Origin of the sequence: Brucella intermedia LMG 3301, from assembly GCF_000182645.1 — a bacterium.
In the GTDB taxonomy this organism is placed as follows: domain Bacteria; phylum Pseudomonadota; class Alphaproteobacteria; order Rhizobiales; family Rhizobiaceae; genus Brucella; species Brucella intermedia.
This window is the reverse complement of sequence record NZ_ACQA01000002.1, coordinates 209,549-235,413: the sequence shown is the minus strand read 5'-3', so window position 1 is coordinate 235,413 and position 25,865 is coordinate 209,549. Positions and strand designations below refer to the sequence as shown.

Sequence of the window (25,865 nt, the reverse complement as noted above, 5' to 3'; positions counted from 1 at the left end):
GTTTCATTTCCTGGAGATGTTAACCGGCAACAACCTCCGGCAACGGCCTGTCCACGATCATCGCATGATCGAGCACACGTTGCAGATTGGCCGCATGGCGGAAACCCGGTTCCAGTTGCGCCCCGTCGGCCACCGCGCGGGCAAACCGCTGGTAATTCGTCTCCACCGTTCCCGCATCAATGTCCCGCCATACCGGGGTTTCGATATCCTCGCCGATGGAACCACGCAGGCTCGAGCCGGTCGGTGTGTGAAGAATTTCCAGCGCGCCCTTGTCGCCGTGGATACGCAGCCGCAGCTCGTTGAGATGACCTGTCGCCCAGCGGCTGGCGTGAATGACACCCAGCGCGCCATTGGCATATTCGGCCATCATGACAAAGCTGTCATTGGCATCCAACACATATTCGCCGATATGGTTGTTGTCCGCCTTCTCGAAAGTCTTGAGACGCGCCGAAGCCCGCTCCACATCGCTGCCGATCGCATAGGTCGCGAAGTCGAGAATATGAATGCCGACATCGCCCAGAACGCCGTTGGAACCGTGCCGGGTTGAAAGCCGCCAGAGCCACTTGCTCTCGGTTTTCCAGTCGCCCCACGCCTTGGAGACCAGCCAGCTTTGCAGGTAGGACGCCTCGAAGTGGCGCACCTGTCCGATCTCGCCCGCCAGCACCATTTCGCGCGCCTTCTGCAGCGGCGCTACATTGCGATAGGTGAGGTTGACCATGTTGACGACGCCCGCCTGCTCGGCGGCGTCGGCCATTTCGGCGGCTTTCTCGTAGCTTTCAGCCAGCGGCTTTTCGCAGAAGACATGCTTGCCTGCCCCGACCAGCGCAAGCGTGGTCGGGTGGTGAATGGCGTCCGGCGTCACATTGGCAACCGCGTCGAAGCGGTTCCATTCCAGCGCATCCTCAAGCCGCGTGAAGCGGTTGTGAATGCCATGGTTTTCCGAAAACGCATCGACACGCACCGCCGAAACATCGCAAGCCGCGACAACCTCCACACCGTTGATGGCCTTGAAGGCTTCGACATGGTTCTTCGCCATGCCGCCTGTTCCAAGAATAAGAAGACGCATGATGCACCTCAGCGATAGCCGGCTTCGCCCGGCTTGTGCAATTTCGGACCACGCTCCACGATCGGCTCCGGCGCCTGGTCCACCGGGACATTCGGCGCGGTATGGATGCCCGCCCATGCCGGTTGCGGATTATAGGCCCATTTCACCGAATTGCGCAGGACTGTCCGCACATTCGCATCGTGATAGGTAGGATAGGTCTCGTGACCGGGACGGAAATAGAACACATTGCCTGCACCGCGCCGCCAGGTCATCCCCGACCGGAAGACTTCACCGCCGGCGAACCACGAGATTAAAACCGTTTCGAGCGGTTCCGGCACGGAGAACTGCTCCCCGTACATTTCCTCGTTCTCCAGCACGAAATTCTCATCCAGCCCCTGTGTGATCGGATGGCCGCGATTGACTACCCAGAGCCGCTCGCGCTCACCCGCCTCGCGCCATTTCAGCGCGCAGGGCGTTCCCATCAGCCGCTTGAATATCTTGGAGAAATGCCCTGAATGGAGCACGATCAGGCCCATGCCTTCAAAGACGCGCCTTGCCACGCGCTCCACAACCTCGTCGCTGACGCCGCCATGGTCCTTGTGCCCCCACCAGACCAGCACGTCCGTTTCGGCAAGACGCTCTTCGGTCAGGCCGTGCTCAGGCTCCTGCAAGGTGGCGGTCGTCGCTTCGATGGCACTGTCCTCATTCAGCGCGCCTGCGATGGTGTTGTGCATACCGTCCGGATAAACCGAACGCACGGTTTCATTGATCTGCTCGTGAATGTTTTCACCCCAGACGATTGTACGAATAGGCACGAATATTCTCCTTGCTGCGGGCGTCACCGCCCATTTGTCTCATGTGTCGTTGAGCTTGGGAGGTCGGCGTCAGACGGCGCGGCCCTTTTCATCGAAGCGATGAATGTCGTCCCCCAAGGGGGAAACCGAGAGCGTCTCGCCTGATTTACGCGCTGCCACGCCGCTTTCGCGGACCACCAGCGGCTCCTCCAGGCCGAGATCGATATAGACATAGGTATCGGAACCGAGGATTTCGCTATGAATCACCCGACCGGTCCAGTGGCCTCCCTCGGCAACGATGGCGAGGTGTTCGGGGCGCAGACCCACCGTATGCGCCCCGAAAGGCTCACTATAGCTGCCGGTCAGGAAGTTCATTTTCGGCGACCCGATGAACCCGGCGACGAAAAGCGAATTCGGCTTTTCGTAAAGCTCAAGCGGCGTTCCGATCTGCTCCACGCGTCCATCGCGCAGCACGCAGATGCGGTCAGCCAGGGTCATCGCCTCCACCTGATCGTGCGTCACATAGATCATGGTGGTGTCTTCCATGCTCTCGTGGAGCTTGGCGATCTCAAGCCTTGTAGCCACACGTAGTGCCGCATCGAGGTTGGACAAGGGTTCGTCGAAGAGGAAAACCTTCGGATCGCGCACAATGGCGCGGCCAATCGCGACACGCTGGCGCTGGCCGCCCGAAAGCTGACGCGGCAGGCGCTCCAGATAAGGTGTGAGTTGCAGCATCTCCGCGGCGGCCTGAATCCGGGCCTTGCATTCCTGCTTGTCCTTGCCCGCAAGCTGCATGCCGAAGGCCATGTTTTCATAGACCGTCATATGCGGATAAAGCGCATAGGACTGGAACACCATGGCGATACCGCGCTTCGACGGCGCAAAGCTGTTGACCACCGTTCCGTCAATGGAAAGACTGCCCGAGGAGATTTCCTCCAGCCCGGCAATGAGGCGCAGCAGCGTGGACTTGCCGCAGCCGGAAGGGCCGACGAAAACCATGAACTCGCCGGGCCGGATATCCATGTCCACGCCCCGGATGACCTCGAAATTGCCGAAAGATTTGCGCACATCGCGCAATTGAAGCTCTGCCATGGTTGTACCTAACCCTTTACGCCGCCTGCCGTCAGACCGGACACGATCCGCCGCTGGAAGATGAGCACGAGGATGACGAGGGGAACCGTCACGATGACGGAAGCCGCCATGATGTTGCCCCATGGGATTTCAAATTGACTGCCGCCGGACAGAAGCGCGATGGCCACCGGCACGGTGCGCTGGCTGCCCGAGGAGGTGAAGGTGAGCGCAAACAGGAACTCGTTCCACGCCGAGATGAAGGCGAGCAGCCCGGTCGTCACCAGCGCGGGCCACATGAGCGGCATGAAAACCCGCGTGATGATGACCCATGGTGATGCGCCGTCCACGATGGCGGCTTCTTCGATCTCGACCGGCAGGTCGCGCATGAAGGTGGTGAGAACCCAGACCGTGAACGGCAGTGTGAAGATCATATAGGAGAAGATCAGCGCCAGCGGCGTGTTGAAGATGCCGAGGAAGCGGATCAACTCGAACAGCCCTGCCAGAACGGCGATCTGCGGGAACATGGACACCGAAAGGATGGTAAGAAGCAGCAGCCCTCGCCCGCGAAAACTTACACGGGCCAGTGCATAGGCCGCTGTCACCGCCAGCAACAGCGAGATTGCCACCACCACGGTCGCCACCATGAGCGAGTTGCCGAGGCTGCGCAGGAAGCTGCCCTGGGTCAGCACGCTGGCATAGTTTTCAATCGAGAAACTGGTCGGCCAGTAATCGACCTGAAACAGCGCCGTTCCGGATTTCACACTGGTGATGATCGCATAGTAGAACGGGAACACTGCGATCAGGATGATGAGTGCCACCAGCAGATAAAAGCCCAGGGTTTTTACATAATGCATCATGCTAGTCCCCCCTGCCGACGTTGACGCGCCCGAAGAACATGTAGAGCACGGTGATGGCCGCGATGATGAGGAACAACATCGTCGATGCCGCCGCACCATAGGCGAACTTGTCGAAATCGAAGAGATTTTCGCGCGCGAAGACCGACATGGTTTTCGTCTGCGCATTGTTGGGCGTCAGCACATAGATGAGATCGAATATGCGCAGGGCATCCAGCATCCGGAAGATGATGGCCACCATCAGCGCCGGACGGATCAGCGGCAGCGTCACCCGCCAGAACACCTTCAGCGGGTGCACGCCATCTATCCTGGCTGCCTCGTAAATATCCGTTGGCACCATCTGTAAACCGGCCAGAATGAGCAGCGCCATGAAGGGCGTCGTCTTCCAGACATCGACGATCAGAACCGCAATCATTGCGGTGTCCGGATTGGCGGTCCATGCGATCTTCTGGCTTATGAGCCCCAGATTGAGCAGAATATGATTGAGAATGCCGAACTGATCGTTGAGCATCCAGTGCCAGATCTTGGCCGAAACGATGGTCGGGATGGCCCAGGGGATCAGGATTGCGGCGCGCACAAGCCCGCGCCCCCGGAAGTTCGCGTTGAGCACCAGTGCGACGATCAATCCGAAGACAGTTTCCAGACTGACCGACAGAACGGTGAACCGGATCGTATTCCAGACCGCGCCCCACCAGGCGGGGTCAGCCAGCAGACCACGATAGACGGTGCGCCCGCTTTTCAGCGTCACCCATGACAGATAATTGTTGAAGCCGACGAATTCCGCCGTGCCAAGGCTCGTCAGGGATGCATTGGTGAAACTGAAATAGACAGTCCGAAGCAGCGGCCAGCCTGCCACCAGCGCCAGTACCGCCAGCGTGGGCGCAAGAAACAGCCAGGCTGACCTGATACGCTGCGCGCGCAGATCGGAATGAACCCGGCTGTTCGTGGCCGAATTCCCCGAAATATCGAGAGAAGTCTCCGTCATGATCCCACTCTTGGTCGTGCTCAGGGAGATTGGAGCGTTCGGACTGCCCTAAAGGGGCTTGGGAGGCCGCCCGAACGCGGCTTGACGGGGCTACCAGCCGGAGCCTTCCAGCTCGGTCAGCTCGACCTCAAGCATTTCGAGATTCTCCGCAGCCGTGCCGTTGCCCGAAAGCGTCTTGTGCACCGCCGTCCAGAATTTCGATGAGACTTCATTGTATTTTACTTTTGTCGCAGCAGACGGGCGCGGCACGGCATTCTGGAAAATCGGCTTCCAGTTGGCCATGAAAGGCTGGGCTGCAATGACATCCTTGTCATCATAAAGCGCTTCGATGGTCGGCAGGCGCGAAATCTCTATCGCCTGCACCTTCTGCACTTCCGGCGAGGCCAGATATTTGACCAGCGCGATGGCTGCATCCTGCTTGGTGGAATATTTTGAAACGGCAAGGTTCCAGCCGCCCAGCGTCGAGGAAGGTGCATCGCCCTCCGCCCCGGCAGGCAATGGCGCCACGTCGAACTTGCCTTTCACGCCGCTATCGGCACTGTTGCCGAGCGCATAGGCATAAGGCCAGTTGCGCATGAACACGGCATTGCCGGTCTGCCAGACACCGCGCGATTCCTCTTCCTGATAGGCAAGCGCGCCCTGCGGCGAAATTGAGCCGATCCAGCCCTTGGCGCGGTCGATGGCCGCCGCCGCCTTTTCATTGTTGATGGAAATGGTGCCATCGGCTTCGACAATCTGGCCGCCGCCCGACGACTTGACCCACTCGAGCGCGTTGCAGGTCAGGCCTTCATAGGCATTACCCTGAAATACAAAGCCCCAGAGGTCGGACTTTCCTTCCGCTCGCTCCTTGTCCATGATTTCCTTGGCGGTTGCCGTCATTTCGTCCCAGGTCTTTGGAACCTGCTTATTGTATTTTTCGAGCAGATCCTTGCGATAGAAAAGCGCTGGCGCGTCGGTATAGAATGGCAGCGCAACCAGCTTGCCGTTCACCGTCTGCGAGGCGATGATGGAAGGAAAGTGAGCGCCGGTCACGTCCTTGGTCGCCTCTGTCAGATCGACAAACTGGTCCGACAGTTGCGGCGCCCAGACCACGTCGGTCTGGTAAACGTCGATATCAGCGTTACCGGCTGCCAGCCAAAGGCGATACTGGCTGAACTGCTCGCTGCTCGACGGCGGCATCGAGACGATATTGACCTTGTTGCCGGTATCTTTCTCGAACTTGACGATCTGCTCCTGCAGAAACTTGATGTTGTTGCCCGTCGAATTGGCGGCGATGGAAATCTCCACCGCATGGGCGCTCACCGTCGCCAGACCAAGCGCCACGCCCGCTGCGAGCACACCTTGAAAAACCTTCATAGTTCCCTCCTCCCATCCATTCTGTAAGCGGTTTGATAAAATCGAAAACGGTTTGGATGACGAAAAGGTTGCAGAGGACCGCATTTCTGTCAAGCAGCAGAATCCGGAGCGGACCCTATTTACGCATTTCCGAACGTCTGAGCACGATAATTCAAAGGGTTATGGATTCATTTCGTTGTTGATCAGCATTTCGGGCTCGGTTTCGTTGCAGCATGCAGGAGTAAGAATTCAAACAAACTTGAAATCGGTTTGGTTTTCGTGCACCCTATATCTTGCAGCGTATCAAAGAACTCAGCCGACCAATTGTTAATCGCAGGGAAGCGGCTATAATCCGCCGCCTTGCCTGCCTGTATAATTCGAAAGCCAAATGAAGCTCCGTGAATTCGCCAAACATCTGGGCCTTTCGGCCACGACCGTCAGCCGGGCGTTGAGCGGCTATCCCGAAGTGGCGGAAAGCACGCGCAAGCGGGTGATGGACGAGGCTGTGCGCCTTGGTTACCGCCCCAACGTCAACGCGGTCAGGCTGGTGACCGGTCGCGCCGGTGCAATCGGTGTCGTGATGGGACGCAACAGCGAGTTTCATTTCGCCGAGTTCATGCGGGGCATGGCGGAACGGCTTTGCCAGGATGAAGTCGATATTCTTGTCAGCCCGATTGCCAACAACGGAACCGATGACGAAGTGCAACTGTGCAGACGGCTCGCCACCAGCCATCGCGTCGATGCTATCATCGTGACCTCTCCCAAGCCAAACGACGAGCGCATCCGCATGCTGCATGAACTGGGCATGCCTTTTCTCGTGCACGGACGTTCCGAAACCGGCATTCCGCACGCCTGGCTCGACATCGACAATGAAGGGGCGGTCTATCGCTCGACTGCCCATCTGCTCGATCTCGGCCATCGGCGCATCGCCATGATCAATGGCCGCTACGGCTTCACCTTCTCGCTTCACCGTGACGAAGGCTACCGCAAAGCCCTCGAAAGCAGAGGCATCGCCTTCGACCCAGATCTCGTCCAGCACGGCGATTTCACCGATGAAATCGGCTATCGTCTCGCCCGCAAGCTGTTGGAGCGCGACCCCCGCCCGACTGCATTCGTTGCCGGTTCCATGATGACCGCGCTTGGCATATACCGGGCGGCGCGCTCCTTCGGCCTGACCATCGGCAAGGATATTTCCGTCATCGCCCACGATGACGTCATCTCGTTTCTGAGCGCCGACAATATGGTCCCCTCGCTGACCGCGACACGCTCGTCCATGCGCGCAGCCGGCAAACGTTGCGCCGACCTCCTGATGGACATACTCGACGGACGCGCCGCATCCGATATCCATGAATTATGGCCGGTCGAGCTCATCCTGCGGGAATCGGCCACCCGCGTACCGGAATGGGCCTGAAAATATCGAATAGCTGACACGATTTGCCAGTTTCACGCTGCCGGTGTAGATTTGCCGTGCAACGCGGAATTGGCTCGGCGCTTGAAGAAGCGCACTCCGAAGCCAAACCGCGTTGCATGTGGTTTAAATCGGAGTACAAATTGCGCAGTGAACAATCTATTCTTCAACTATCAATAGCGGTTACTATTCTGGTTGCTGGTTTCGGCGTCGTCTTCGGCCTGTTATCCGGCTCATTTTCTATAGTATTCGACGGCGTTTACATGCTTGCCGACGCAGCCATGAGCGGACTTGCCCTTCTCGTCTCGCGTCTCATCGCACTCTCGGCCCTGCCGGAACAACCCCGCGGAAAACTGCGTGATCGCTTCACGATGGGTTTCTGGCATCTGGAACCAATGGTGCTTGGCCTCAACGGCATGATGCTGACCGGCGTCGCAATCTACGCCCTCATAAACGCTGTCGGCAGCCTGATGGATGGCGGACGCGACCTCGAATTCAGCTATGCGATCTTCTATGCCGTCGTGGCCCTGATCGCGTGCCTCGGCATGGCCTTGCTAGAAACACGCGCAAACCGGACCCTGAAATCGGATTTCGTCGCGCTCGACGCCAAAGCCTGGATCATGTCGGGCGGCATTACGGCAGCGCTTTTGATCGCTTTTTCGGTCGGCTATGTCATCGACGGAACAGAACTCGGCTGGCTGACGCCTTATATCGATCCCGCGGTTCTGGCGGTCGTCTGTCTTGTCATCATTCCGATGCCGATCGGGACGATCAGACAGGCATTGGCTGACATATTCCTCGTGACGCCTCTGGACCTCAAAAAGCACGTCGATGCCATTGCGGAACAGTTCGTCAGGCAGCACGGCTTTCTCTCATACCGCGCTTATGTCGCCAAGGTCGGCCGCGGCAAGCAGATCGAACTCTATTTCATCGTTCCGCCCAATCTTCCGCCCCGAAAGCTTGAGGAATGGGATGCATTGCGTGATGAAATCGGCGATGCGCTCGGGGGCGAAGGGCCGGACCGGTGGCTGACCATCGCTTTCACCACCGATGTGGAATGGGCAGACTGATCGGGAACCTTATTCGTTCGTCAGCGACAATTGTCGGCGCAGGCGCATCGTGCGGCTGTCGCCCGGCTGGCGAGGCAACCGGCTGAAGGCATTCAGGTAATTGGTCTTGGTGCGCATGATATGCGCTTCCAGAATTTCCCTCAGTTCCCCGGGCTTATCGGCCTCGGCGAGTTCGATGATGACGGCGTGGTCAGCAAAGGAGCGGGCGGGTTCGCCTTCGGCACCGATTGCCAGATGTGTCCGCAAGGCTGCGACACGTCCCAGAATGCTGTCATAGGCGCGCGCGAGATAACGATTGCCGCAGACCCGGAAGAACGCCAGATGGAACTCGGTGTCACAGCGCCCATAGGCGCGCAGATCGTCGTCGTCTATGGCCGCACGCATGAGATCGTACTGCTTCTTCAATTGTGAAACGAGTTTCTTGCGATTGCAGACCAGAGCCAGGCGCATGGCCTGATCTTCGAGGCCGACGCGAAAATCACACAGTTCGGCTATGTCTTCCTGCGTGGGCGTGAAAACATAGGTGCCGGACTTGGGAACGATGTGGACCAGTTCCTGCATCTGCAAAATGTTGAGCGCCTCGCGCACCGGCGTACGGCTGACATCGAAAGCCGCAGCGAGCATATCTTCGGAGAGGTTTTCACCGAATAGAAACTCCGCATCGACGATCGCACCGCGAATCCGTTCCGCGATGCTGCTTGCCAGCGACTTCTTGCTCTTGCCTCGAATCTCTCTCATGTCCGAATCTTACAGACGCCTTCTTGCGACGTATAGAGCGGTTGAAACCGCACTCGAATTACACTCGTGACGATAACGGGCCTGATCGAAGAACAGGCCCGTCACCCGGATCAGTCCCGTTTGGCTTTCAGGCTCATGCAGAGGAAGAAGCCGATTATCGGGAATATGGACAGGGCCAGCAGCGACAGCGAAAAGCTGTCGGTCGTGGATTTGACCCAGCCGACGAGATAAGGCCCAGTGAAGCCGCCAAGCTGCGCGAAGCCGTTGATGGCGGCAAGTCCGCCTGCGGCAGCCGCGCCCGACAGGAACTGGGTCGGCAGCGTCCAGAACACGCCCAGATAGGACCAGAGGAAGAAGGCGCAGACCGACAGGAGCACGAGGCTCAGGACCGGTGATGGAGACAGCGCACTGGCGGCAAGGAACACGCCGCCGAACAGACCCGCAATCGCCGTATGTATCTTGCGTTCACCGGTACGGTCCGAACTGCGCGAGATCACCACAAGCCCGATGGCTGCGAACACGAACGGAATGGCGGAAATAAGCCCCGTTTGGGCCGCGCTGTAATCGCCAAGGCTCTTGACGATCTGCGGCAGCCACATGATGACGCCATAAACAGCAATGCCGTTGAACATATAGACGAGCGTCAGAAGCCAGACGCGGTAGTCGCTGAAAACTTCCTTCAGCGAATGCCTTGTATCGGGTTGCTTGCCCTGATTTTCCCTGGCAAGTTCAGCCATCAGCCAGGCGCGTTCATCCGGGTTCAGCCAGTGCTTGTCCTTTTCCGGACTATCGACCAGATAGAAGAACGTCACGACGCCGAGGATCACGGCGGGAAGCCCTTCAAGAATGAACATTGCCTGCCAGCCATGCAGGCCGAAAAGCCCCTCGCCGGCATCCATCAGCCAGCCGGAGAATGGCGCGCCGACGACGATGGAAAGTACGGTTGCCGTCATGAACAGCGCCGTTGCGCGGCCGCGTTCCTTGGCCGGGAACCAATAGGTGAGATAAAGCAGAACGCCCGGCGCGAAACCGGCCTCCGCAACGCCCAGCAGGAAGCGCAGGATGTAGAACGAAACCGGCCCCTGCACGAAAGCCATGGCGCAGGACACGAGCCCCCACGTGACCATGATGCGCGCTATCCAGACGCGCGAGCCGAGCTTGTGCAGCATCATGTTGCTCGGCACTTCGAACAGCATGTAGCCGATGAAGAAGATGCCCGCGCCGACGCCGAACATATAGGGTGTCAGGCCGATATCGTTGTTCATGTGAAGCGCGGCATAGCCGATATTCACCCGATCGAGATAGTTGACGATGAAGCAGATGAAGCAGAACAGAACGATCCGCAGATTGAGCTTGCGAATGGTGCTGTCGCGCAGGTCGGGCGTTGCGCCGACCGCGCTCACAGTGGAATTGACCACGATATCCTCCCAGATCTCCGCCCATGTCCCAGCATGAGCGGCATGCAATAATCGTTGCGGAAGCTGTCACGCGGTAGTGCGCGCCTCCCGTTTGGAGCTTCGGCGGAAAGTTGACCGGACCAGTCGGACAGGGTTTCCCGAACGGACAACCCCGCACGGATGCCCATCGGCGCAATTCCGGTCATTGTCGCCTCGCTCCATTGCAATGATTAGCCCGGCAACAATCACTTTACAAGTAGCATACAAAATCTTGTACCTCAGATTGACAGATTGCCGCTCACATGGCTTTTAAAGTCACCGTCGCCATATGGTCGAGTCCCAGGGATTCTCATCGGCGATCCATGAGCGCGCTGCGGCGTTCGTTTTCGAGGAGGAGATAATTCATGACCGCATACAACGCCCCGCCAGCGTTCCCGACCGATTTCTTCGTGGACCGCGTGGTGCTCGTCACCGGCGGCGCATCCGGCATCGGCAAGGCGATTGCCGAAAAGCTCATCCCGCTCAAGGCGCGGGTCGTGCTTTGGGACGTGAACGGCGCGCGCCTTGAGGAAATGGCGGAAAGGCACGGCGAGCAGGTTCTGACGGCCCTTGTGGATGTTTCGGACAAGGCCGCGGTTGACCGCGCAGCGCAAGACATCGGCACCAGATGGGGCGGCATCGACCATCTGGTCAATAATGCAGGCATCATCGGCCAGCGCATGACCGTGAAGGATTTCGATGCGGACGAGCTGGACAGGGTTCTGGCCGTCAACCTGAAAAGCGTGTTCTACGTTTCCAGTGCTTTCCTCAACAATCCGGGAGCCAAGCCGAACAAATCCGTGGTGGGCCTTTCCTCCATCGCCGGGCGCACCGGCGGCATGGTCGGCAACATCGCCTATGCCACGACCAAGGGCGCTATCGCGTCCTATACCTATGCGCTTGCCAAGGAACTCGCGCCGGAAATCCGCGTCAACGCTCTCGCCCCCGGCGTGATCGACACGGAAATCCAGAAAGACGTGTTCGCAGATCCGGCCAACATCGCAAAGATGGCCGACCTCATTCCGCTGAAACGGCTTGGAACCGCCGATGAAGTTGCCGACGCGGCCATCTGGCTGCTGTCGCCGGGCGCGGCCTATATCACCGGCGTCGTGCTTGATGTTTCAGGCGGACGATAGAGCGGTTGCTGTTTTAACAGGATCGCCGGAGCCACTCTCACTATTTGTTTTGTCGCATTATCCAGCGCAAAACCGTTTCTCATTTTTTGCTGGAAATGTTCTAGGAGACGACGATGACACAGGCCAGGGCCCTGAAAAACCTCATCGAAACCGGCCGCATCGTTCAGGCGCCGGGAGCGCCTGATCCGCTGACCGCCCGCCTCGTGCAGCAGGCGGGATTTCCTGCCATCTACATGACCGGGTTCGGCGCGACGGCAAACCGTCTCGGCACGCCCGATCTTGGCCTTCTCACCCAGACCGAGATGACGACCCATGCACGGGATATGACCCGCGTGGTGGATATTCCCGTCATCGCCGATGCGGATACGGGCTATGGAGGCCCGGCCAATATCGTTCGCACGGTGGAGGAATATATCCAGTCCGGTGTGGCAGCCATTCATCTTGAAGACCAGATGGCGCCGAAGCGCTGCGGCCAGCTTGCCGGTATCCGGCTGATCCCGGCGGAAGAAAATGTGCGTCGTCTCAAATGCGCCATCGCGGCGCGGGCCGACAAGGACCTTCTCCTCATCGCCCGCACCGACGCCATGCCTGCGGCCGGAGCGGAAGAAGCCATTCGCCGCGCGAAAATGTATCAGGATACGGGTGTCGATCTTGTTTTCGTCGATGGCATCAAGACCATCGCGGAAATCGAAACCGTCGCCCGGCACGTCGAAGGACCGAAGGTCGTCAGCATTGTCGATGGCAACGAAACCGTGGCCCTGACAGCCGCCAATCTCGAACAGATGGGTTTCAATGTTGTGTTCTATGCGCTGTCCACGCTGTTTTCGGCAGTGAAGGCGGTGAGCGACACGCTGTCGGTGCTGAAACGTGACGGGACGCCGAAGGCCCGCGCGGGCGACATGATTACCTATCAGCAATATTGCGACATCGTTGACCTGAAAAAATTTCAGGATCTCGATGAGGAATATGGCTGGTCATAGCGCGATGAACGAGGCAGGCGACGCCTGCCTCCTCAGGCACTCAGTTTTTTCGCCAGAATGCGGTTGGATGCCCTTTCGACCGTGATTTCATAGTGATCGCTCTGCGTAACATCCGCGATCCTGCTCGGGCGAAAAGCAACAGCATTGATGCCGCCTTGGTGGCGCAGGCTGTCGAACAAAATCCCGAACTCGCCGCCCTTGCGCATTTCCTCGCCGAACTTCTGCGACGCGGCATAATCTGCCGGGTCGTAGACGGCAGGCAGCGCTGCCTGCTCACCACATATATCGACGAAATCCTCTTCCAGCTTGGCAGTATAGACCCGGAAGGTGCGGGCGAGACCGTCCTGCTGTGTCGCAACCGCTTCGCGACGCATGTGATGCGCAACCTCGATGACGGATGTGGTAAGCCGCGCTGCCGCATACCATGCGCCTAGCTCCGGCCCGTTGAAGCGCATGCCGCCTGGCGCGACATGGAGGAAAGTTGCCATGACGATGCTGGAATTGGGCCTGCCGAACACCCACTCCTCGCGGGGAAGGCGCTGCAATCGCTCGGCCAGAAGGCGATCATTCGTCCATCCCGCCAGCTCCATCACCGCTTCCAGATCGGCAGCCGTGGCAACCGTATCGAAGAGGCCGATGGGCGGAAAGCGCGACGGGATCAGGCGATAGCTCGGCTGCGGTGCAGGACTGCGCTTCACGAAAACACCACATCTTCATCGCGATAGGGCTTGAACGCGCGATCCAGTTCATTCGGCTCCATATAAAGCCCGCCGCGCGCCGCATCCAGAAAGCGGCGGACCGTCAGCAACCCGTCCTGAAGCCCGCTCGTCACCAGTTGCAATGGTGGATGTCCGCCAAAGACGCCAGCCTGGTTGGGTGTGTGCAGCCAGCGAATACCGGCCCTTTCATCGGGATAAAGCACCCCCAGCGCCTGATGTATGCCGAGCACTGCGGACAGGCGCATCAGCACATCAACATCGAGCGTGATATCGCGGCGCTCGCGTACCGCCTTCACCCAATTGTAATAGGTCGACCGGGAAGGCAGGCCCAGAACCATCAGTCGCTGCTGTTCGTCCAGCCCCCACAAATCGGCGATGGTCAGGAAGGTGCGGAGGCCCGGCCCGCTCAACCGCTTGCGCGAGTGAGGAGCAAAGCGGGCGGCATCGAGAATATCCGGTCCCTTGCCTATTTTGGTTTCCAGCATTGCCTTGTTTCGCGCCATGATTGCCTCCGATCGTCCAGATCAGAATATAGTCCAAATTTGGACTAATGCAACCTTACGCTGTTTTGCCCGGAGCGAAAGGCTCTATTCGGCGGCGATGAGAGCGGTTTCGGCAGCGATATCCGGCAGCGTATCGAAATGAACGGGACGCAGCGAGACATAGCCGTTGCGGATATCCAGGACGTGCGAATAGACATTCTGGCCGTTTTCCAGCAGCGGCAGCTTGTCCTCATGCATGATGCTGATGACGATGGCCTGCGGGCAGCGCGTCTTCAGCGCCTCATGGAACCGCGTCTTCGCAGCGGGATCGAGCGCCCCGGTCGCTTCATCGAGGAAGATGATCGACGGCTTGTGCAGGAGAATGCGCGCCAGCACGATTTTCTGCTTCTGGCCGCCAGAGAGGATCATGTCCCACGGCGCGCCATCGGCGTCCGCATCGTTCATGCGTTCGATGAATTCGCCCAGTCCCGCCTCGTGCAGGACGGCCGCGACAGCAAGGTCGCTGAAACGGTCTTCATCGGCAGGCAGGGCGACAAGCTGTTTCAGCGTTACGGAAGGGAACTTGGCCTCCTGCGTCGCATAAAGCGAGGTCGCGTTCTGCGGGTAGATGATATCGCCGGTCCCATAGGGCCACAGGCCGTTGAGCGCCTTCATGAATGAAGTTTTGCCGGAACCGGATTCGCCACGCATGTAAACCCAGTCGCCCGCGCGAATATTGATCACGCCGGAGCGCAGGAACGGTGCTTCACTGTCCGGCCCTTGCATAAGCGTGAGATTGCGCACGGACAGTCCGAAGCGCGGATGCTGTTGCGCGAAGGCGAAACGATTGATGCCCGACCGGCTGTAGAACTCCGCAGGCTCCTGAACATTCTCGATGGCCTGCGCGAGACCGGTCACACGGCCCGCATTGGCGCGGAGATTGGCAATCGCAGGCATGACCTGAATGAACCATGAGCAGTCATTGATCATCGCCGCGACAAGTTCAGCGCCGGTTACATAATTACGGAAACTGACGGAGCCGCTCATATAGGGCAGAAGGCCCGGAATATAGGCAACGATGCGGTTCGAGAGAAAGCCATAGGCCTGCGAGAAGGCGAGATAGGCGGCATCGAAGCGGTTGAGCCGGTTCCAAGTGCCGTCGACATCCTTGTACAGACGGTCGTTGACAGAGCGCTGCACTGCCTCACCGCCGGATGCAGAAATCTGGAAACTGCGGCGCAGCAGCGTCGTCCACTCACCACGATAGGAGCCTTCGGCTTTCTGGATGCCGAGATTGAGACGCTCCAGTCGCTTGCCGATCTTGATGGCGACCAGCGTGCCGAGCGGGACATAGACGACGATTGCCGCAAAGGCCAGAACGGCGCTGCCGTAGCTGCCAAGGAAATCCAGCCCCTCCACGTGGGTAGACATCTCGATCAGCTTCTGTCCGATGAAGAAAGCCGACAGGAACACGCCGACAATCCCCATGACGAGGCCAATGGCGCCGCCGGTCATTCCCTTGATCGACTCCTGCAGGCGCTGATCGATGTTGTCGGGCTGGTCCTTGCCCCTGCCCTGCTGCAAATGGAAATGCGTGTGCCTGCCGTTCAACAGCGCGGTGGAGAACTGGTCGTTCAGCCATTTGCGCCATTTGCGATGCAGCGTGGTGGACAGGAAATGGCGGGAGCCGACCAGCATCACGTCCTTTGCCAGCATCAGCAGAACAAGAATGCCCGCATTGGCGGCTATCGTCATGAGAGGGTGCTGCACAGGCGCAGTGTTGACATTGACGATGGAATTCATGAGGAGGCCCGAAGCCTCGGCCACCCACACGGTAGTCTTGCTCACGAAAGCCGTCATCAGAAAGATCGCGAGAGTAAGAACCCAGGCTTCCTTCCAGCGATCGGAGATCCAGTAGGCGCGCATCAGCCCCCAGAACGACGTCATGTCGGCTACGGCAGACCTCTCCCTTGCCTGCAAGGTTAGCTGTCTGGTCTGCCGCTTTTTGTCCAATCCACACCTCGTTCTGAAAACAGGATGATAACGCTTTGTAACATATTGCAACAAACTGTGGTTAACGGAATGTTAATAGTCAACACAAAAGCGGAGCACCTCATCGTGAACACGCGGGCGCGCCACAGCAACAAGCTGAAATCGTTAAGCTATCGGAAACCAAAATAATTTCGGAAAAGCGCCCGTCTCGCCCCGGAAATCCGGCATTTCCGAGGGATCACCGCTGATGATTCGACAGACGCGCCTATTGCGCCGCGAGATAGGCCTGCAGGCGCGGCACGACATAATCAAGGAAAACGCGGACCCGTTGCGGCAGCCGGGCGCCGCCCAGAAACACCGCGTGAACTTCCTCCGTGTCGTTCTCCACAGCCTCCGAGAGAACTTCCACCAATGCGCCGGAAGCAAGGTCGTTCCGCGCGTGATAGTCGCCGATCCGGGCGAGCCCCAAACCTGCGACCGCCATGCGCCGGACCGTTTCCCCGTTATTGGCCAACAGAGAACCATAGACCGCACGATCCACGATGCGGCCGCTTTCCTTCAGCGGCCAGACGGGCGCGGCGCGGCGAAAATTGAAACCGATGCAATTGTGCTCGGCAAGATCATCGACAGTCATGGGCGTGCCGCGGCGCTCCAGATAGGCGGGAGCCGCCACGATCTTGCGCCGGGCCGTGCCGAGCTTGCGCGCCATCATGCTGGAATTGGGCAGGGTGCCGATGCGGAAAGCCACATCGGTGCGGTCGAGATAAAGGTCGACCAGTTCGTCCGACAGGGAGAGGTCGATGACGATATTCGGATAAGCCGCGAGAAATTCCGGCAATAGCGGCTCCAGCGCCAGCGTACCCAGCGCCACCGAAGCATTGACGCGCACCGTTCCGCCGGTGCTTGCCGAACCCTGGGAAAGCTCGCGTTCGACCTCCTCGAAATCGCGCAGCAATCCCTGGCTGCGTTCGTAGTAAATCTGCCCCTCGCTCGTCAGCGACAGGCGTCGGGACGAACGTTCCAGAAGCCGCACGCTGAGCCGCGCCTCGATACGGGATATGAGCTTGCTGATGGTCGAAGGGTTCATGCGCAGGAGCCGGGCGGCCTCCGAGAAACTGCCTGCTTCCACGACCCGCATAAAAACCTGCATTTCGCCGATGCGATTGTCCATCGCCCGCTCCATCTGTGAAATCGTTTCACAGATAATGTGGATTCCGAGCGGATTTTCAAGCCCGCGCGATTGTCCTATCTGTGCAGCCGAGATCAGACCTGACCGAAAGCTGACTGGTACAAGGCTCTGAAAATTCATGGCCCGAAGCATGAGCCTCCCAAGCTCGCGCAACCGACGCGATACGCCGAAGGCCAACCGACAGGAGATGACATGAAAATCGTGAACGCACATGGCGCGGCCATACCCGCGCTCGGCTTCGGCGTTTTCCGCATGACGGATGCCGAAGTGGAAAGCGTTGTCCCGGCGGCGCTGGAAGCCGGCTTCCGCCATTTCGATACGGCGCAGATCTACCAGAACGAAGCGGCCCTCGGTCGTGCACTGGAAAAAGCGGGCGCACGGCGCGAAGACCTGTTCCTGACCACGAAAGTCTGGGTGGACAATTACAGCCCGGAAAAATTCGGCGCGTCCGTCGATGAGAGTCTCGACAAGCTGAAGGTCGATCAGGTTGACCTCCTGCTTCTGCACTGGCCCGCCGACAAGGTGGCTATCGCCGATCAGATCGACATGCTGAACGCGGTGCAGGCGGCAGGCAGGACACGCTTCATCGGCGTGAGCAACCAGAATGTCGCCCAGATGCGCCAATCCATCGAACGCAGTGCCGCACCCATCGTCACCAACCAGATCGAGGCACACCCCTATCTCGACCAGAATGCCGTGGCCGATGCCGCAAAAGCCGCAGGCGTTGCCATCACCGCCTATTACGGCATGGCAGACGGCGCAGTGCCGCGCGATCCCGCCCTGCAGGCCATCGGCGCCCGATACGGCAAGACAGCCGCTCAGGTAGGCCTGCGCTGGCTGATCGAACGCGGCTTCATCGCGCTTTCCAAGACGGCCAAGCCTGAACGTGTCGCTGAAAATTTCGACATATTCGACTTTGATCTCAGCGCTGAAGACATGACGGCGATTTCCAAACTCGCCCGCCCCGATGGACGACTGGTCAGCCCTGCCGGACTGGCGCCCGTCTGGGACAATTGAAGAAATAACGGAGAATTTCAGATGAGTGCTGCAAATGCACAGGAAAGCGCAACGAACACGGCCGGTTTCAACTGGCCGCTTCTGGCGCTTGCAATCGGTGCCTTCGGTATTGGCACCACGGAATTTGCGCCCATGGGCCTGCTGCCGGTTATTGCCGATGGCGTCGACGTTTCCATTCCGACGGCGGGCCTTCTGGTCAGCGCCTATGCCATCGGCGTCATGGTCGGCGCACCGATCATGACGCTTGCCTTCGGGCGCTTTGGAAAGCGCACGGCGCTGATGCTCCTGATGGGCATCTTCACGGTTGGCAATATCCTTTCCGCCCTTGCGCCGGATTACTGGACGCTGCTTGCAGCGCGTCTGGTAACAAGCCTCAATCACGGCGCATTCTTCGGCCTCGGCTCCATTGTTGCAGCCAGCGTCGTGCCGCCTGAAAAGCGGGCGAGCGCCGTTGCCACCATGTTCATGGGCCTGACGATAGCCAATATCGGGGGCGTCCCGGCTGCAACCTGGATCGGCCAGCAGATCGGCTGGCGCATGTCGTTCGCCGGCACTGCCGTTCTGGGCCTGCTGGCCATCTCGGCACTCTGGCTTTCGCTGCCGCGTGGTGAAGCAGGCAAGATGCCCGACATTCGCCGCGAGCTTGGCGTGCTGATGCGCCCGACCGTGCTGATGTCGCTCGCGACCACCGTCATGGGTGCTGGCGCCATGTTCACGCTCTACACCTATGTAGCGCCTGTACTGGCCGACCGCACCGGCGCTTCGGAAGGTTTCGTGACGCTGGCGCTCATCCTCATCGGCGTGGGCTTCACGATTGGCAACGCGCTCGGCGGACGCCTTGCCGACTGGTCGCTCAATGGTGCGACGCGGATATTCCTTGCAGCACTTGCCATCATCAGCCTGGCATTGCCGCTGCTGCTGGGCAGCCATATCGGCGCTGCAATCGGCCTCCTCGCCTGGGGTGCTGCGGCCTTCGCCATCGTTCCCCCGGTTCAGACCCGCGTGATGCAGGCCGCATCGGAAGCGCCGGGGCTGGCATCGTCGATCAACATTGGCGCGTTCAACCTCGGCAATGCGGTGGGCGCGGCCCTTGGCGGCGGCGTGATCAGCGCAGGCTATGGCTATGCGGCCATTCCGGTCGCAGGCGGCCTGCTGGCGGCAGCCGGACTGCTGTTCACGCTCTCGCGCCGTCCGAAAGCGGCGCTGGCTCCATCGGCCTGCTAATCCAGCGTCCGCCGGAACCTTAACAGCGCCAGCGACGCAAACAGCACCACGAAGAACAAGAGGGCGTTCACCTCTCCGGCAATGTCGGAAAGGTGGGCGCCCTTCAGCATGACGGCGCGGACGATACGCAGGAAATGCGTGAGGGGAAAGATCTCCCCCAACGCCTGCGCCCAATCGGGCATACCCCGAAACGGGAACATGAAGCCGGACAGCATCAGCGAAGGCAGGAAGAAGAAGAAGGTAAGCTGCATGGCCTGCATCTGCGTGCGCGATGCTGTGGAAATCGTATAGCCGAGCAGGACGAGCGACAGGACGAAGATCAGGACACAGGTCAGCAGAAGCGCCAGCGATCCCACGAAGGGCACACCGAACAAAAGCTTGGCTGCGGCCAGCACCACCACGACCTGCACACCGCCGACGGCCAGAAACGGCAGCACCTTGCCCAGCATGATTTCGGCGGGCGTGGCGGGCATTGCGAGCAGGTTTTCCATCGTGCCGCGCTCGGTTTCGCGGGTCAGCGCCATGGCGGTCATCATCACCATGGTCATTTGCAGGATCACCCCCAGCAGGCCGGGAACGATATTGTATTGCGAAACGCCTTCCGGGTTATAGCGGCGGTGCACGACGACCTGTAGCTGCCCCCGCGCTGCATCGGCGGCTTCGGCTTGCTTGCCCTGTTCACGCAAAAGCGCCTGACCGGCGACGGTTCCGAGCGTGGAAATCGCACCGCTTGCCACCGACGGATCGGTCGCGTCAGCCTCGATCAGGATCTGCGGCTGCTCGCCCGCATCGACCCGCCTTGCAAAATCCGACGGGATCGTCACCACGAAGGAAACCGCGCCGCTGGCTATCAGCGCTTCCGCTTCGGCCGCACTCTGCACAACATGGTCGAAGCGATAGTAGCCCGTTGTTTCCAGAGCGGAAATCATGGCCCGCGTATAATGGTCCTGGCTTGTCACCACCAGAGCGCTCGGCAGGCTCTTCGGATCGTTGTTGATGGCAAAGCCGAAAAGCAGGAGCTGCATCAGCGGAACGACCAGCATCATGGCGAAGGTGATGCGGTCACGCCGCATCTGGATGAATTCCTTCACCAGCATCGCGCCAAGCCGCTCGAAGGAGAACCAGCCGTTCATTGCTCACCGCTCCGGGACGCCCTGTCTTTCGACATATTGTCCTGCGCATTGGCCATGAACTGGATGAACACATCTTCAAGGCTGGTTTCGCCCGCCTCGACGCTAATGCCCTCACGATGCCTGATCTTTTCCAGAGCCGCCTCGAGCTTCGCCCTGTCGGACCCTACGACATGCAGCGTCGCACCGAAAGGCGCAACCTGCTCGACACCCGGTTCGCCAGCCAGTTCGCGTGCCACGTCTCCAAGCCGGGGACCGTTGACGATAAAGGTCGTCAGCCCCGCCTTATCGATGACATCGCGGACCGTTCCCGTCGCCAACAGCTTGCCATAAGAAATATAGCTGATGCGGTGGCAGCGCTCGGCTTCGTCCATATAGTGGGTTGAAACAAGCACGGTCAGCCCGCCATCGGCCAGACGATGTATCTCGTCCCAGAAATCGCGCCGCGCCTTCGGATCGACACCGGCGGTCGGCTCATCCAGCAGCAGAAGCTTCGGCTTGTGCATGATGCAGGCGGCCAGCGCGAGCCGTTGTTTCCAGCCGCCGGAAAGCGTGCCCGCCAGCTGGTTTCCGCGTGATGTCAGGCCCAGTTCCTCAAGTGTCCGCGCCACATGGTCCTTCACCGGCTTCAACCGGTAGAGCCGCGCGACAAATTCGAGATTTTCGGCGATGGTCAGGTCTTCGTAGAAGGAAAAGCGCTGCGTCATGTAGCCGACTTCACGCTTGATCTTCAGTCCTTCCGTCCGAAGATCGAAGCCAAGCACCTGACCCTCCCCCTCGTCGGGCGTCAGCAACCCGCACATCATGCGGATGGTTGTGGTCTTTCCAGAACCGTTTGGCCCGAGAAAGCCGACAATCTCCCCCTCAGCCACCGACATGCTCACATGATCGACGACGGTAGCGTCGCCGAAACGCTTGACGAGACCTTTGACATCGATGGCGTTCGACATTGCCGCCTCCGCTTACCGGGGGGCCAGATCGACGTCCACGATCTGGCCGGGCTGGAGAGGCGACGCGGGATCGACGGGATGCGCCTCGACCAGATATACAAGCTTCTGGCGCGTTTCGAGCGAGTAGATCACCGGCGGCGTGAATTCCGGGTCGGGCGAAACATAGCTGACGCGAGCCTGCAAACCCGGAGCGCAGCCATCGCAGCGCACCGACAGCATATCGCCAACCCGTATCGCGGAAAACTTGTCCTCCGGTATGTAGACCTTCAGCTTTACCGCACCGTCGGGCAGCATGGTCAAAACCGGTGCGGACGGACCGGCAATATCGCCTGGATTGCGAATGACGTCGGTGATCCGCCCAGCCGCCGGGGCCTCGATCGTCCGCTTGGCCAGATGCCAGCGGGCGGAATCAAGCTGCGCTTCGGCACTTCTGACCGCATTTTCCGCCGCCTTGATCGTTTCCGGACGGGCGGGCAAGCGACCCACTGCAAGATTGGCCGTCGCCTGATTGATCGACGCTTCGGCCACCTCGACCTTGGTGGCGGCATCATCGAGCTGCGCCTGCGTCATCACCCCGCGCTTCGTCAGATCCTGCGTGCGCAACAGCGTCCGCCGGGCATCGTCGGCCTGTGCTTTGGCGGTCCTGACCGCCGCTTCGAGAACGGCGATTTCGTCGGGGCGCTTGCCGACCTGCAAATCCGCCAGTTGGGCGCGTGCCTGGGCCAGTGCCGCCTCGGCCTGCGCGACAGCGATCTTTGCGTCCGCGTCCTCCGTCTGTGCAATCGGCTTGCCCGGTTCGACACGGTCACCACGCCTGACGGCCACGGACTGAACCTGCGCCACTTCCAGCGGGGCAAGCTGCACGAACTCGCCCTCGACATAGCCGACAGCCAGAGGCTGTGCGCTGCATGCGGCGAAAAGATAGGACGCAAAAGGGAGAACACAGAGAAGGCTCATGACGACACCTCGCCGTTTTTCGCAGCGTCCTTCGCCGCAAGGATGGCCATCAGGTTCTGCCGCACAACTGCCGCCACCGCCCCGGCCTCTTCCGCACCCATCGCGGACCAGCCCATGCGCCGTTTCACCGCCTCGCGGCCAATACGGAAATAGATGACCTGCCCGAGCAGGGTGAAGATGAGAAGCCGCGTGCCTTCGCTTTCGGCGGGCTCGCCCGTTGCGACTTCCCAGATGGCACAGAGCCTTTTATGGGTCGGCTCGAATACGCCGGAATAGATGCGATCAAGCGCGGCCGTCGGATGCGCAAGCTCGCGAAGAAGAAACTGGACGATCTCGCCGGATTCCGGCTGCGCCACGATGAACTGCGCCATGCGCTCCACCGCCAGGGCAAGCATTTGCCGCGCTTCTTCCCTGGTCCCGGCGGAGGCGCCAATCACCCCGTAATGACCGAGAGCCTGACCGGCCACCCCCTGTATCGTCTCCACGATATAGTCCGCCGCCGCCAAACGAAGCCCTTCCTTGCCGCCGAAATGATAGGCGATGGAACCGATATTCGCCTTGGCCAGCGCAGCAATCTCGCGCGTAGACGTGGCATCGAAGCCCTTCGACCCGAAAAGCTGCAATGCCGCATGGATAAGCGCGGCGCGCGTCTGTTCGACCGACGGCTGCGGTTGCTCCTGCCCGATATTCTTCGATCTGCTCATATACCGATTTAATCAATCGATTGATTAAATGTCAAGCGATGCGAACAACGGAAGCCTGTTCGGGGGCCTGAGCTTCCGTTGTTCGCTGCGGCAAGCGGCGGAATAAAACCCGCCGCCGCCAGCCGGGTGGGACTTGGAGCAGTTCCATTTCACAAGGAACCGTGGCACCGCTACGCACTTTTGCTGGAAATGCTGTAGTTCAAACGCGGCCGTGTCAGCCGCGTATCCCGACATGCCGACCGACGGCAATCGGTGTCGGCATCTCCTGATGGGAATGGAACAACCGCTCAAGGGCTTCCCGGATGCCGGGCTTTGCCGCCACCGCTTTGCCCGCCTTGCTGTCGACATGCAGCAGCATCTGTTCCGCACTGGCAATTTCCGCATCGCCTCGCCGCAGGCTGTGAAAGACATGGGCGCGCTTCTCGTCGAAGGAAAGCAATTGCGTTTCGACATGCAACTCGTCGCCCGCCTTCGCCTCGCCGCGATGCATGATATGGGTTTCGACCGTATAGTAGCTGTGACCGGATTTCAGATAGGCGTCATCTACGCCGATATGCGCCAGAAACCTGTCCGTCGCCTGCCCGAACACGTCCAGATAACGATGCTCGGTCATGTGTCCGTTATAGTCGATCCATTCGGGGATCACACGTGCATCGAGAAGCCGAAGCGGGGCCGGAACCCGCATCGGGGCGGTCCGCCGCCGTCTCAAGCCGCGCGGTATAGTTGTTGAGAAGCGCGCCCGCCCCCCAGCCCTTGCCCTGCTGCTGTTGCGACAGAGCCCGGATGATCGCAACAAGGTTTTCGTCGCGAATCCGCTCCAGATCGCGGATGGAAAGCCCTTCATTCTGCGCGTCCGACTGATCGGCGATGCGGTCAATCAGGCTGTCATCGAGGTCGGGCACATCCGTCAGTTTCGTCCATGGCCATTGCAGCGCAGGACCAAATTGCGCGAGGAAGTGCCGCATGCCTGCCGGGCCGCCGGCAATACGATAGGTCTGGAAAAGCCCCATCTGCGCCCAGCGAAGCCCGAAGGAATAGCGGATGATGTCGTCAATCTGCTCCACCGTGGCGATACCGTCGCGCACGAGCCACAGGGCCTCGCGCCACAGCGCTTCCAGAAGCCGGTCTCCGACGAAAGCGTCGATTTCCTTTTCGAGCACGACCGGCTCCATGCCGGTCTGGCGATAGAGTGCGGAAGCCCTTTCAATCGTTGCCGCCGCGGTCTTTTCGCCGGGAACGAGTTCCACCAGCGGCAGCAGGTAAACGGGGTTGTAAGGGTGGGCAATCAGCAGGCGCCCGGGATGCCGCAACCCGGCCTGCAACTTGCTCGGCAGGAAGCCGGAAGTGGATGACGCGATCAACGCATCGTCTGAACAGGCGGCCTCGATCTCGGCCATTACGGCAAGCTTCAGGTCGAGGCGCTCGGGCACACTTTCCTGAATGAGCACGGCCCCTTCAACCGCCTCCGCCAGCGAAGCGGAAATGGACAGCCGCCCCTCCTGCGGAAGGTGCACGGTTGTTAGCGCCGCCAGCGCCTTGCGCGCATTGTCGAGAATATGTTCGGTCGTCGCCCTGGCGTCCGGCGACGGATCGTAGACGGCAACATCGAAACCGTTGAGCAGAAAGCGTGCGGCCCAGCCGCTGCCGATGACACCGCTGCCGATACAGGCGATCTTGGGAGGATGGCTGTTCATGGATATCACCAGCGCTTCGTAAGCTTGAGTTTTTCGCGGACTTCGGCAGGCGTCAGGACCCTGGTTCCCATATTGACGGCGATGGCCTTGGCCCGTTCGACCAGATCGCCATTGGACGCCAGAACGCCCTTGTCGAGCCAGATATTGTCTTCCAGTCCGACCCGGATATTGCCGCCTGCCAGCACGGCAAGCGCTGCATAGGGCAACTGATTGCGGCCAATGGAGAATGCCGAGAAAATCCAGTTGTCCGGCAGGTTGTGGAGGATCGAAACCAGCGTCGCCAGATCATCGGGCGCGCCCCACGGGATGCCCATGCACAATTGCACCAGAACCGGATCGTCAAGCAGGCCCTGCTGCTGCAGCCATTGGGCAAGCGGCAGATGGCCGGTATCGAAGATCTCGATCTCCGGGCGCACGCCGAGCCGCTGTATCTGCGCGGCCATTTCCTTGAGCATGGCGGGCGTGTTGGTCATCACATAATCGCCCTCGCCGAAATTCATCGTGCCGCAGTCGAGCGTGCAGATTTCCGGCAGGAGTTCAGCGACATGGGCGAGCCGCTCCGTCGCGCCCGCCATGTCGGTCTTGGCGGCATCCGGCGGCAATGGCGCTTCGGAGGAGCCCAGAACCAGATCGCCGCCAACGCCTGCGGTCAGGTTCAGCACGATATCGACACCGGATGCCCGGATGTGATCCACCACCTCGCGGAACAGTTCCAGCTTGCGCGACGGTTCGCCCGTCTCGGGGTCGCGAACATGGATATGCGCGACGGCGGCGCCCGCCTCGGCACTTTCGATGGCCGCGTCCGCGATCTGGCGCGGCGTGACCGGCACCTTGTTCGAGCGATGCGTGGTGGCTCCGGCGCCGGTGACGGCAGCGGTGATGAATATTTCGCGGGCAGGCTTTAAAGGCATGTTCGTTTCCCTCAATTTTCACTGAGCTTGACAGGTCCCGAAAT

General features: G+C 60.0%; 23 protein-coding genes and 1 pseudogene. 6 read left to right on the top strand and 18 right to left on the bottom strand.

The window, feature by feature from the left end; translation table 11 throughout:
* Positions 1-19: 19 nt before the first annotated feature.
* From OINT_RS13585 to OINT_RS13560, 6 genes are all read right to left on the bottom strand, one after another.
* A complete protein-coding gene (locus tag OINT_RS13585) occupies positions 20-1,066 on the bottom strand; it encodes a Gfo/Idh/MocA family protein (RefSeq protein ID WP_006468421.1) in 1,047 nt (348 codons plus the stop codon).
* Positions 1,067-1,074: 8 nt separating this feature from the next.
* On the bottom strand, positions 1,075-1,860 hold the full coding sequence (locus OINT_RS13580) for a ThuA domain-containing protein (protein WP_006472465.1): 786 nt from the start codon (positions 1,858-1,860) through the stop codon (positions 1,075-1,077).
* Between the two features lie 69 nt (positions 1,861-1,929).
* Entirely contained in the window at positions 1,930-2,931 is a 1,002-nt protein-coding gene (locus tag OINT_RS13575; protein WP_006468419.1) for an ABC transporter ATP-binding protein, read from the bottom strand.
* Positions 2,932-2,939: 8 nt separating this feature from the next.
* Positions 2,940-3,767: a carbohydrate ABC transporter permease gene (locus tag OINT_RS13570; RefSeq protein ID WP_006472464.1), complete on the bottom strand. Its 828-nt coding sequence runs from the start codon at positions 3,765-3,767 to the stop codon at positions 2,940-2,942.
* 1 nt (position 3,768) lies between these two features.
* Positions 3,769-4,749, bottom strand: a complete 981-nt coding sequence (locus OINT_RS13565; RefSeq protein ID WP_006468417.1) for a carbohydrate ABC transporter permease — start codon at positions 4,747-4,749, stop codon at positions 3,769-3,771.
* Between the two features lie 90 nt (positions 4,750-4,839).
* Positions 4,840-6,105 (bottom strand): ABC transporter substrate-binding protein, encoded by a 1,266-nt coding sequence (locus OINT_RS13560; RefSeq protein ID WP_006472462.1) that lies wholly within the window; start codon positions 6,103-6,105, stop codon positions 4,840-4,842.
* Between the two features lie 367 nt (positions 6,106-6,472).
* On the opposite strand from OINT_RS13560, the gene OINT_RS13555 reads away from it, so the two are divergent.
* Together OINT_RS13555 and OINT_RS13550 are read left to right on the top strand one after the other, a co-directional pair.
* Positions 6,473-7,495, top strand: coding sequence for a substrate-binding domain-containing protein (locus OINT_RS13555; RefSeq protein ID WP_006468415.1), 1,023 nt, complete (start codon positions 6,473-6,475; stop codon positions 7,493-7,495).
* Between the two features lie 140 nt (positions 7,496-7,635).
* Entirely contained in the window at positions 7,636-8,562 is a 927-nt protein-coding gene (locus tag OINT_RS13550) for a cation diffusion facilitator family transporter (protein ID WP_025092094.1), read from the top strand.
* A gap of 9 nt (positions 8,563-8,571) precedes the next feature.
* Here the strand turns inward: OINT_RS13550 and OINT_RS13545 are convergent, their stop codons facing one another.
* Both OINT_RS13545 and OINT_RS13540 read right to left on the bottom strand, forming a co-directional pair.
* Positions 8,572-9,300, bottom strand: a complete 729-nt coding sequence (locus OINT_RS13545) for a GntR family transcriptional regulator (RefSeq protein ID WP_006468413.1) — start codon at positions 9,298-9,300, stop codon at positions 8,572-8,574.
* Between the two features lie 110 nt (positions 9,301-9,410).
* Positions 9,411-10,718: an MFS transporter gene (locus tag OINT_RS13540; RefSeq protein WP_006472460.1), complete on the bottom strand. Its 1,308-nt coding sequence runs from the start codon at positions 10,716-10,718 to the stop codon at positions 9,411-9,413.
* A 383-nt stretch (positions 10,719-11,101) separates the two neighbouring features.
* Between OINT_RS13540 and OINT_RS13535 the strand changes: the two genes are divergently transcribed.
* Together OINT_RS13535 and OINT_RS13530 are read left to right on the top strand one after the other, a co-directional pair.
* Positions 11,102-11,872 (top strand): SDR family NAD(P)-dependent oxidoreductase, encoded by a 771-nt coding sequence (locus OINT_RS13535; RefSeq protein ID WP_006468411.1) that lies wholly within the window; start codon positions 11,102-11,104, stop codon positions 11,870-11,872.
* Between the two features lie 113 nt (positions 11,873-11,985).
* Positions 11,986-12,852 carry an isocitrate lyase/PEP mutase family protein gene (locus tag OINT_RS13530; protein WP_006468410.1) on the top strand — a complete coding sequence of 289 codons (867 nt, stop codon included), beginning with the start codon at positions 11,986-11,988 and terminating at the stop codon, positions 12,850-12,852.
* Positions 12,853-12,884: 32 nt separating this feature from the next.
* On the opposite strand, the gene OINT_RS13525 is transcribed toward OINT_RS13530, so the two are convergent.
* From OINT_RS13525 to OINT_RS13510, 4 genes are all read right to left on the bottom strand, one after another.
* Positions 12,885-13,550 (bottom strand): RES family NAD+ phosphorylase, encoded by a 666-nt coding sequence (locus OINT_RS13525; protein WP_006468409.1) that lies wholly within the window; start codon positions 13,548-13,550, stop codon positions 12,885-12,887.
* Positions 13,547-14,074 carry an MbcA/ParS/Xre antitoxin family protein gene (locus tag OINT_RS13520; protein WP_006468408.1) on the bottom strand — a complete coding sequence of 176 codons (528 nt, stop codon included), beginning with the start codon at positions 14,072-14,074 and terminating at the stop codon, positions 13,547-13,549. Before OINT_RS13520 ends, OINT_RS13525 begins: the two co-directional genes overlap by 4 nt.
* Positions 14,075-14,158: 84 nt before the next feature.
* On the bottom strand, positions 14,159-16,066 hold the full coding sequence (locus OINT_RS13515; protein WP_006472459.1) for an ABC transporter ATP-binding protein/permease: 1,908 nt from the start codon (positions 16,064-16,066) through the stop codon (positions 14,159-14,161).
* A gap of 244 nt (positions 16,067-16,310) precedes the next feature.
* A complete protein-coding gene (locus OINT_RS13510; protein WP_006472458.1) occupies positions 16,311-17,216 on the bottom strand; it encodes a LysR family transcriptional regulator in 906 nt (301 codons plus the stop codon).
* 210 nt (positions 17,217-17,426) lie between these two features.
* Here OINT_RS13510 and OINT_RS13505 point away from each other — a divergent pair, with 210 nt between their 5' ends.
* Complete coding sequence (locus OINT_RS13505; RefSeq protein ID WP_006468405.1) at positions 17,427-18,251, top strand: aldo/keto reductase; 825 nt, start codon at positions 17,427-17,429, stop codon at positions 18,249-18,251.
* A 21-nt stretch (positions 18,252-18,272) separates the two neighbouring features.
* Complete coding sequence (locus tag OINT_RS13500) at positions 18,273-19,475, top strand: MFS transporter (protein ID WP_006468404.1); 1,203 nt, start codon at positions 18,273-18,275, stop codon at positions 19,473-19,475.
* Here OINT_RS13500 and OINT_RS13495 read toward each other — a convergent pair.
* The 6 genes and pseudogenes from OINT_RS13495 to OINT_RS13465 form a co-directional block, all read right to left on the bottom strand.
* On the bottom strand, positions 19,472-20,608 hold the full coding sequence (locus OINT_RS13495; RefSeq protein ID WP_006468403.1) for an ABC transporter permease: 1,137 nt from the start codon (positions 20,606-20,608) through the stop codon (positions 19,472-19,474). The genes OINT_RS13500 and OINT_RS13495 overlap by 4 nt on opposite strands.
* The gene (locus OINT_RS13490) at positions 20,605-21,555 is read right to left on the bottom strand and encodes an ABC transporter ATP-binding protein (protein ID WP_006468402.1); all 951 of its coding nucleotides are present in this window, start codon (positions 21,553-21,555) and stop codon (positions 20,605-20,607) included. Before OINT_RS13490 ends, OINT_RS13495 begins: the two co-directional genes overlap by 4 nt.
* Positions 21,556-21,567: 12 nt before the next feature.
* On the bottom strand, positions 21,568-22,512 hold the full coding sequence (locus OINT_RS13485; protein WP_006468401.1) for an HlyD family secretion protein: 945 nt from the start codon (positions 22,510-22,512) through the stop codon (positions 21,568-21,570).
* Entirely contained in the window at positions 22,509-23,216 is a 708-nt protein-coding gene (locus OINT_RS13480) for a DUF1956 domain-containing protein (protein WP_006468400.1), read from the bottom strand. The genes OINT_RS13485 and OINT_RS13480 overlap by 4 nt, the downstream gene beginning before the upstream one ends.
* A 214-nt stretch (positions 23,217-23,430) precedes the next feature.
* Positions 23,431-24,910 (bottom strand): annotated as a pseudogene (locus tag OINT_RS13470) (carnitine 3-dehydrogenase).
* Positions 24,911-24,915: 5 nt separating this feature from the next.
* Positions 24,916-25,821, bottom strand: coding sequence for a beta-keto acid cleavage family enzyme (locus OINT_RS13465; protein WP_006468396.1), 906 nt, complete (start codon positions 25,819-25,821; stop codon positions 24,916-24,918).
* Positions 25,822-25,865: the final 44 nt, after the last annotated feature.

Coding starts and splice junctions, on each gene's coding strand:
- OINT_RS13585 (WP_006468421.1), bottom strand. CDS start 1,066: ATGCGTCTTCTTATTCTTGGAACAGGCGGCATGGCGAAGAACCATGTC.
- OINT_RS13575 (WP_006468419.1), bottom strand. CDS start 2,931: ATGGCAGAGCTTCAATTGCGCGATGTGCGCAAATCTTTCGGCAATTTC.
- OINT_RS13570 (WP_006472464.1), bottom strand. CDS start 3,767: ATGATGCATTATGTAAAAACCCTGGGCTTTTATCTGCTGGTGGCACTC.
- OINT_RS13565 (WP_006468417.1), bottom strand. CDS start 4,749: ATGACGGAGACTTCTCTCGATATTTCGGGGAATTCGGCCACGAACAGC.
- OINT_RS13560 (WP_006472462.1), bottom strand. CDS start 6,105: ATGAAGGTTTTTCAAGGTGTGCTCGCAGCGGGCGTGGCGCTTGGTCTG.
- OINT_RS13555 (WP_006468415.1), top strand. CDS start 6,473: ATGAAGCTCCGTGAATTCGCCAAACATCTGGGCCTTTCGGCCACGACC.
- OINT_RS13545 (WP_006468413.1), bottom strand. CDS start 9,300: ATGAGAGAGATTCGAGGCAAGAGCAAGAAGTCGCTGGCAAGCAGCATC.
- OINT_RS13535 (WP_006468411.1), top strand. CDS start 11,102: ATGACCGCATACAACGCCCCGCCAGCGTTCCCGACCGATTTCTTCGTG.
- OINT_RS13530 (WP_006468410.1), top strand. CDS start 11,986: ATGACACAGGCCAGGGCCCTGAAAAACCTCATCGAAACCGGCCGCATC.
- OINT_RS13520 (WP_006468408.1), bottom strand. CDS start 14,074: ATGGCGCGAAACAAGGCAATGCTGGAAACCAAAATAGGCAAGGGACCG.
- OINT_RS13510 (WP_006472458.1), bottom strand. CDS start 17,216: ATGGACAATCGCATCGGCGAAATGCAGGTTTTTATGCGGGTCGTGGAA.
- OINT_RS13505 (WP_006468405.1), top strand. CDS start 17,427: ATGAAAATCGTGAACGCACATGGCGCGGCCATACCCGCGCTCGGCTTC.
- OINT_RS13500 (WP_006468404.1), top strand. CDS start 18,273: ATGAGTGCTGCAAATGCACAGGAAAGCGCAACGAACACGGCCGGTTTC.
- OINT_RS13495 (WP_006468403.1), bottom strand. CDS start 20,608: ATGAACGGCTGGTTCTCCTTCGAGCGGCTTGGCGCGATGCTGGTGAAG.
- OINT_RS13490 (WP_006468402.1), bottom strand. CDS start 21,555: ATGTCGAACGCCATCGATGTCAAAGGTCTCGTCAAGCGTTTCGGCGAC.
- OINT_RS13485 (WP_006468401.1), bottom strand. CDS start 22,512: ATGAGCCTTCTCTGTGTTCTCCCTTTTGCGTCCTATCTTTTCGCCGCA.
- OINT_RS13480 (WP_006468400.1), bottom strand. CDS start 23,216: ATGAGCAGATCGAAGAATATCGGGCAGGAGCAACCGCAGCCGTCGGTC.
- OINT_RS13465 (WP_006468396.1), bottom strand. CDS start 25,821: ATGCCTTTAAAGCCTGCCCGCGAAATATTCATCACCGCTGCCGTCACC.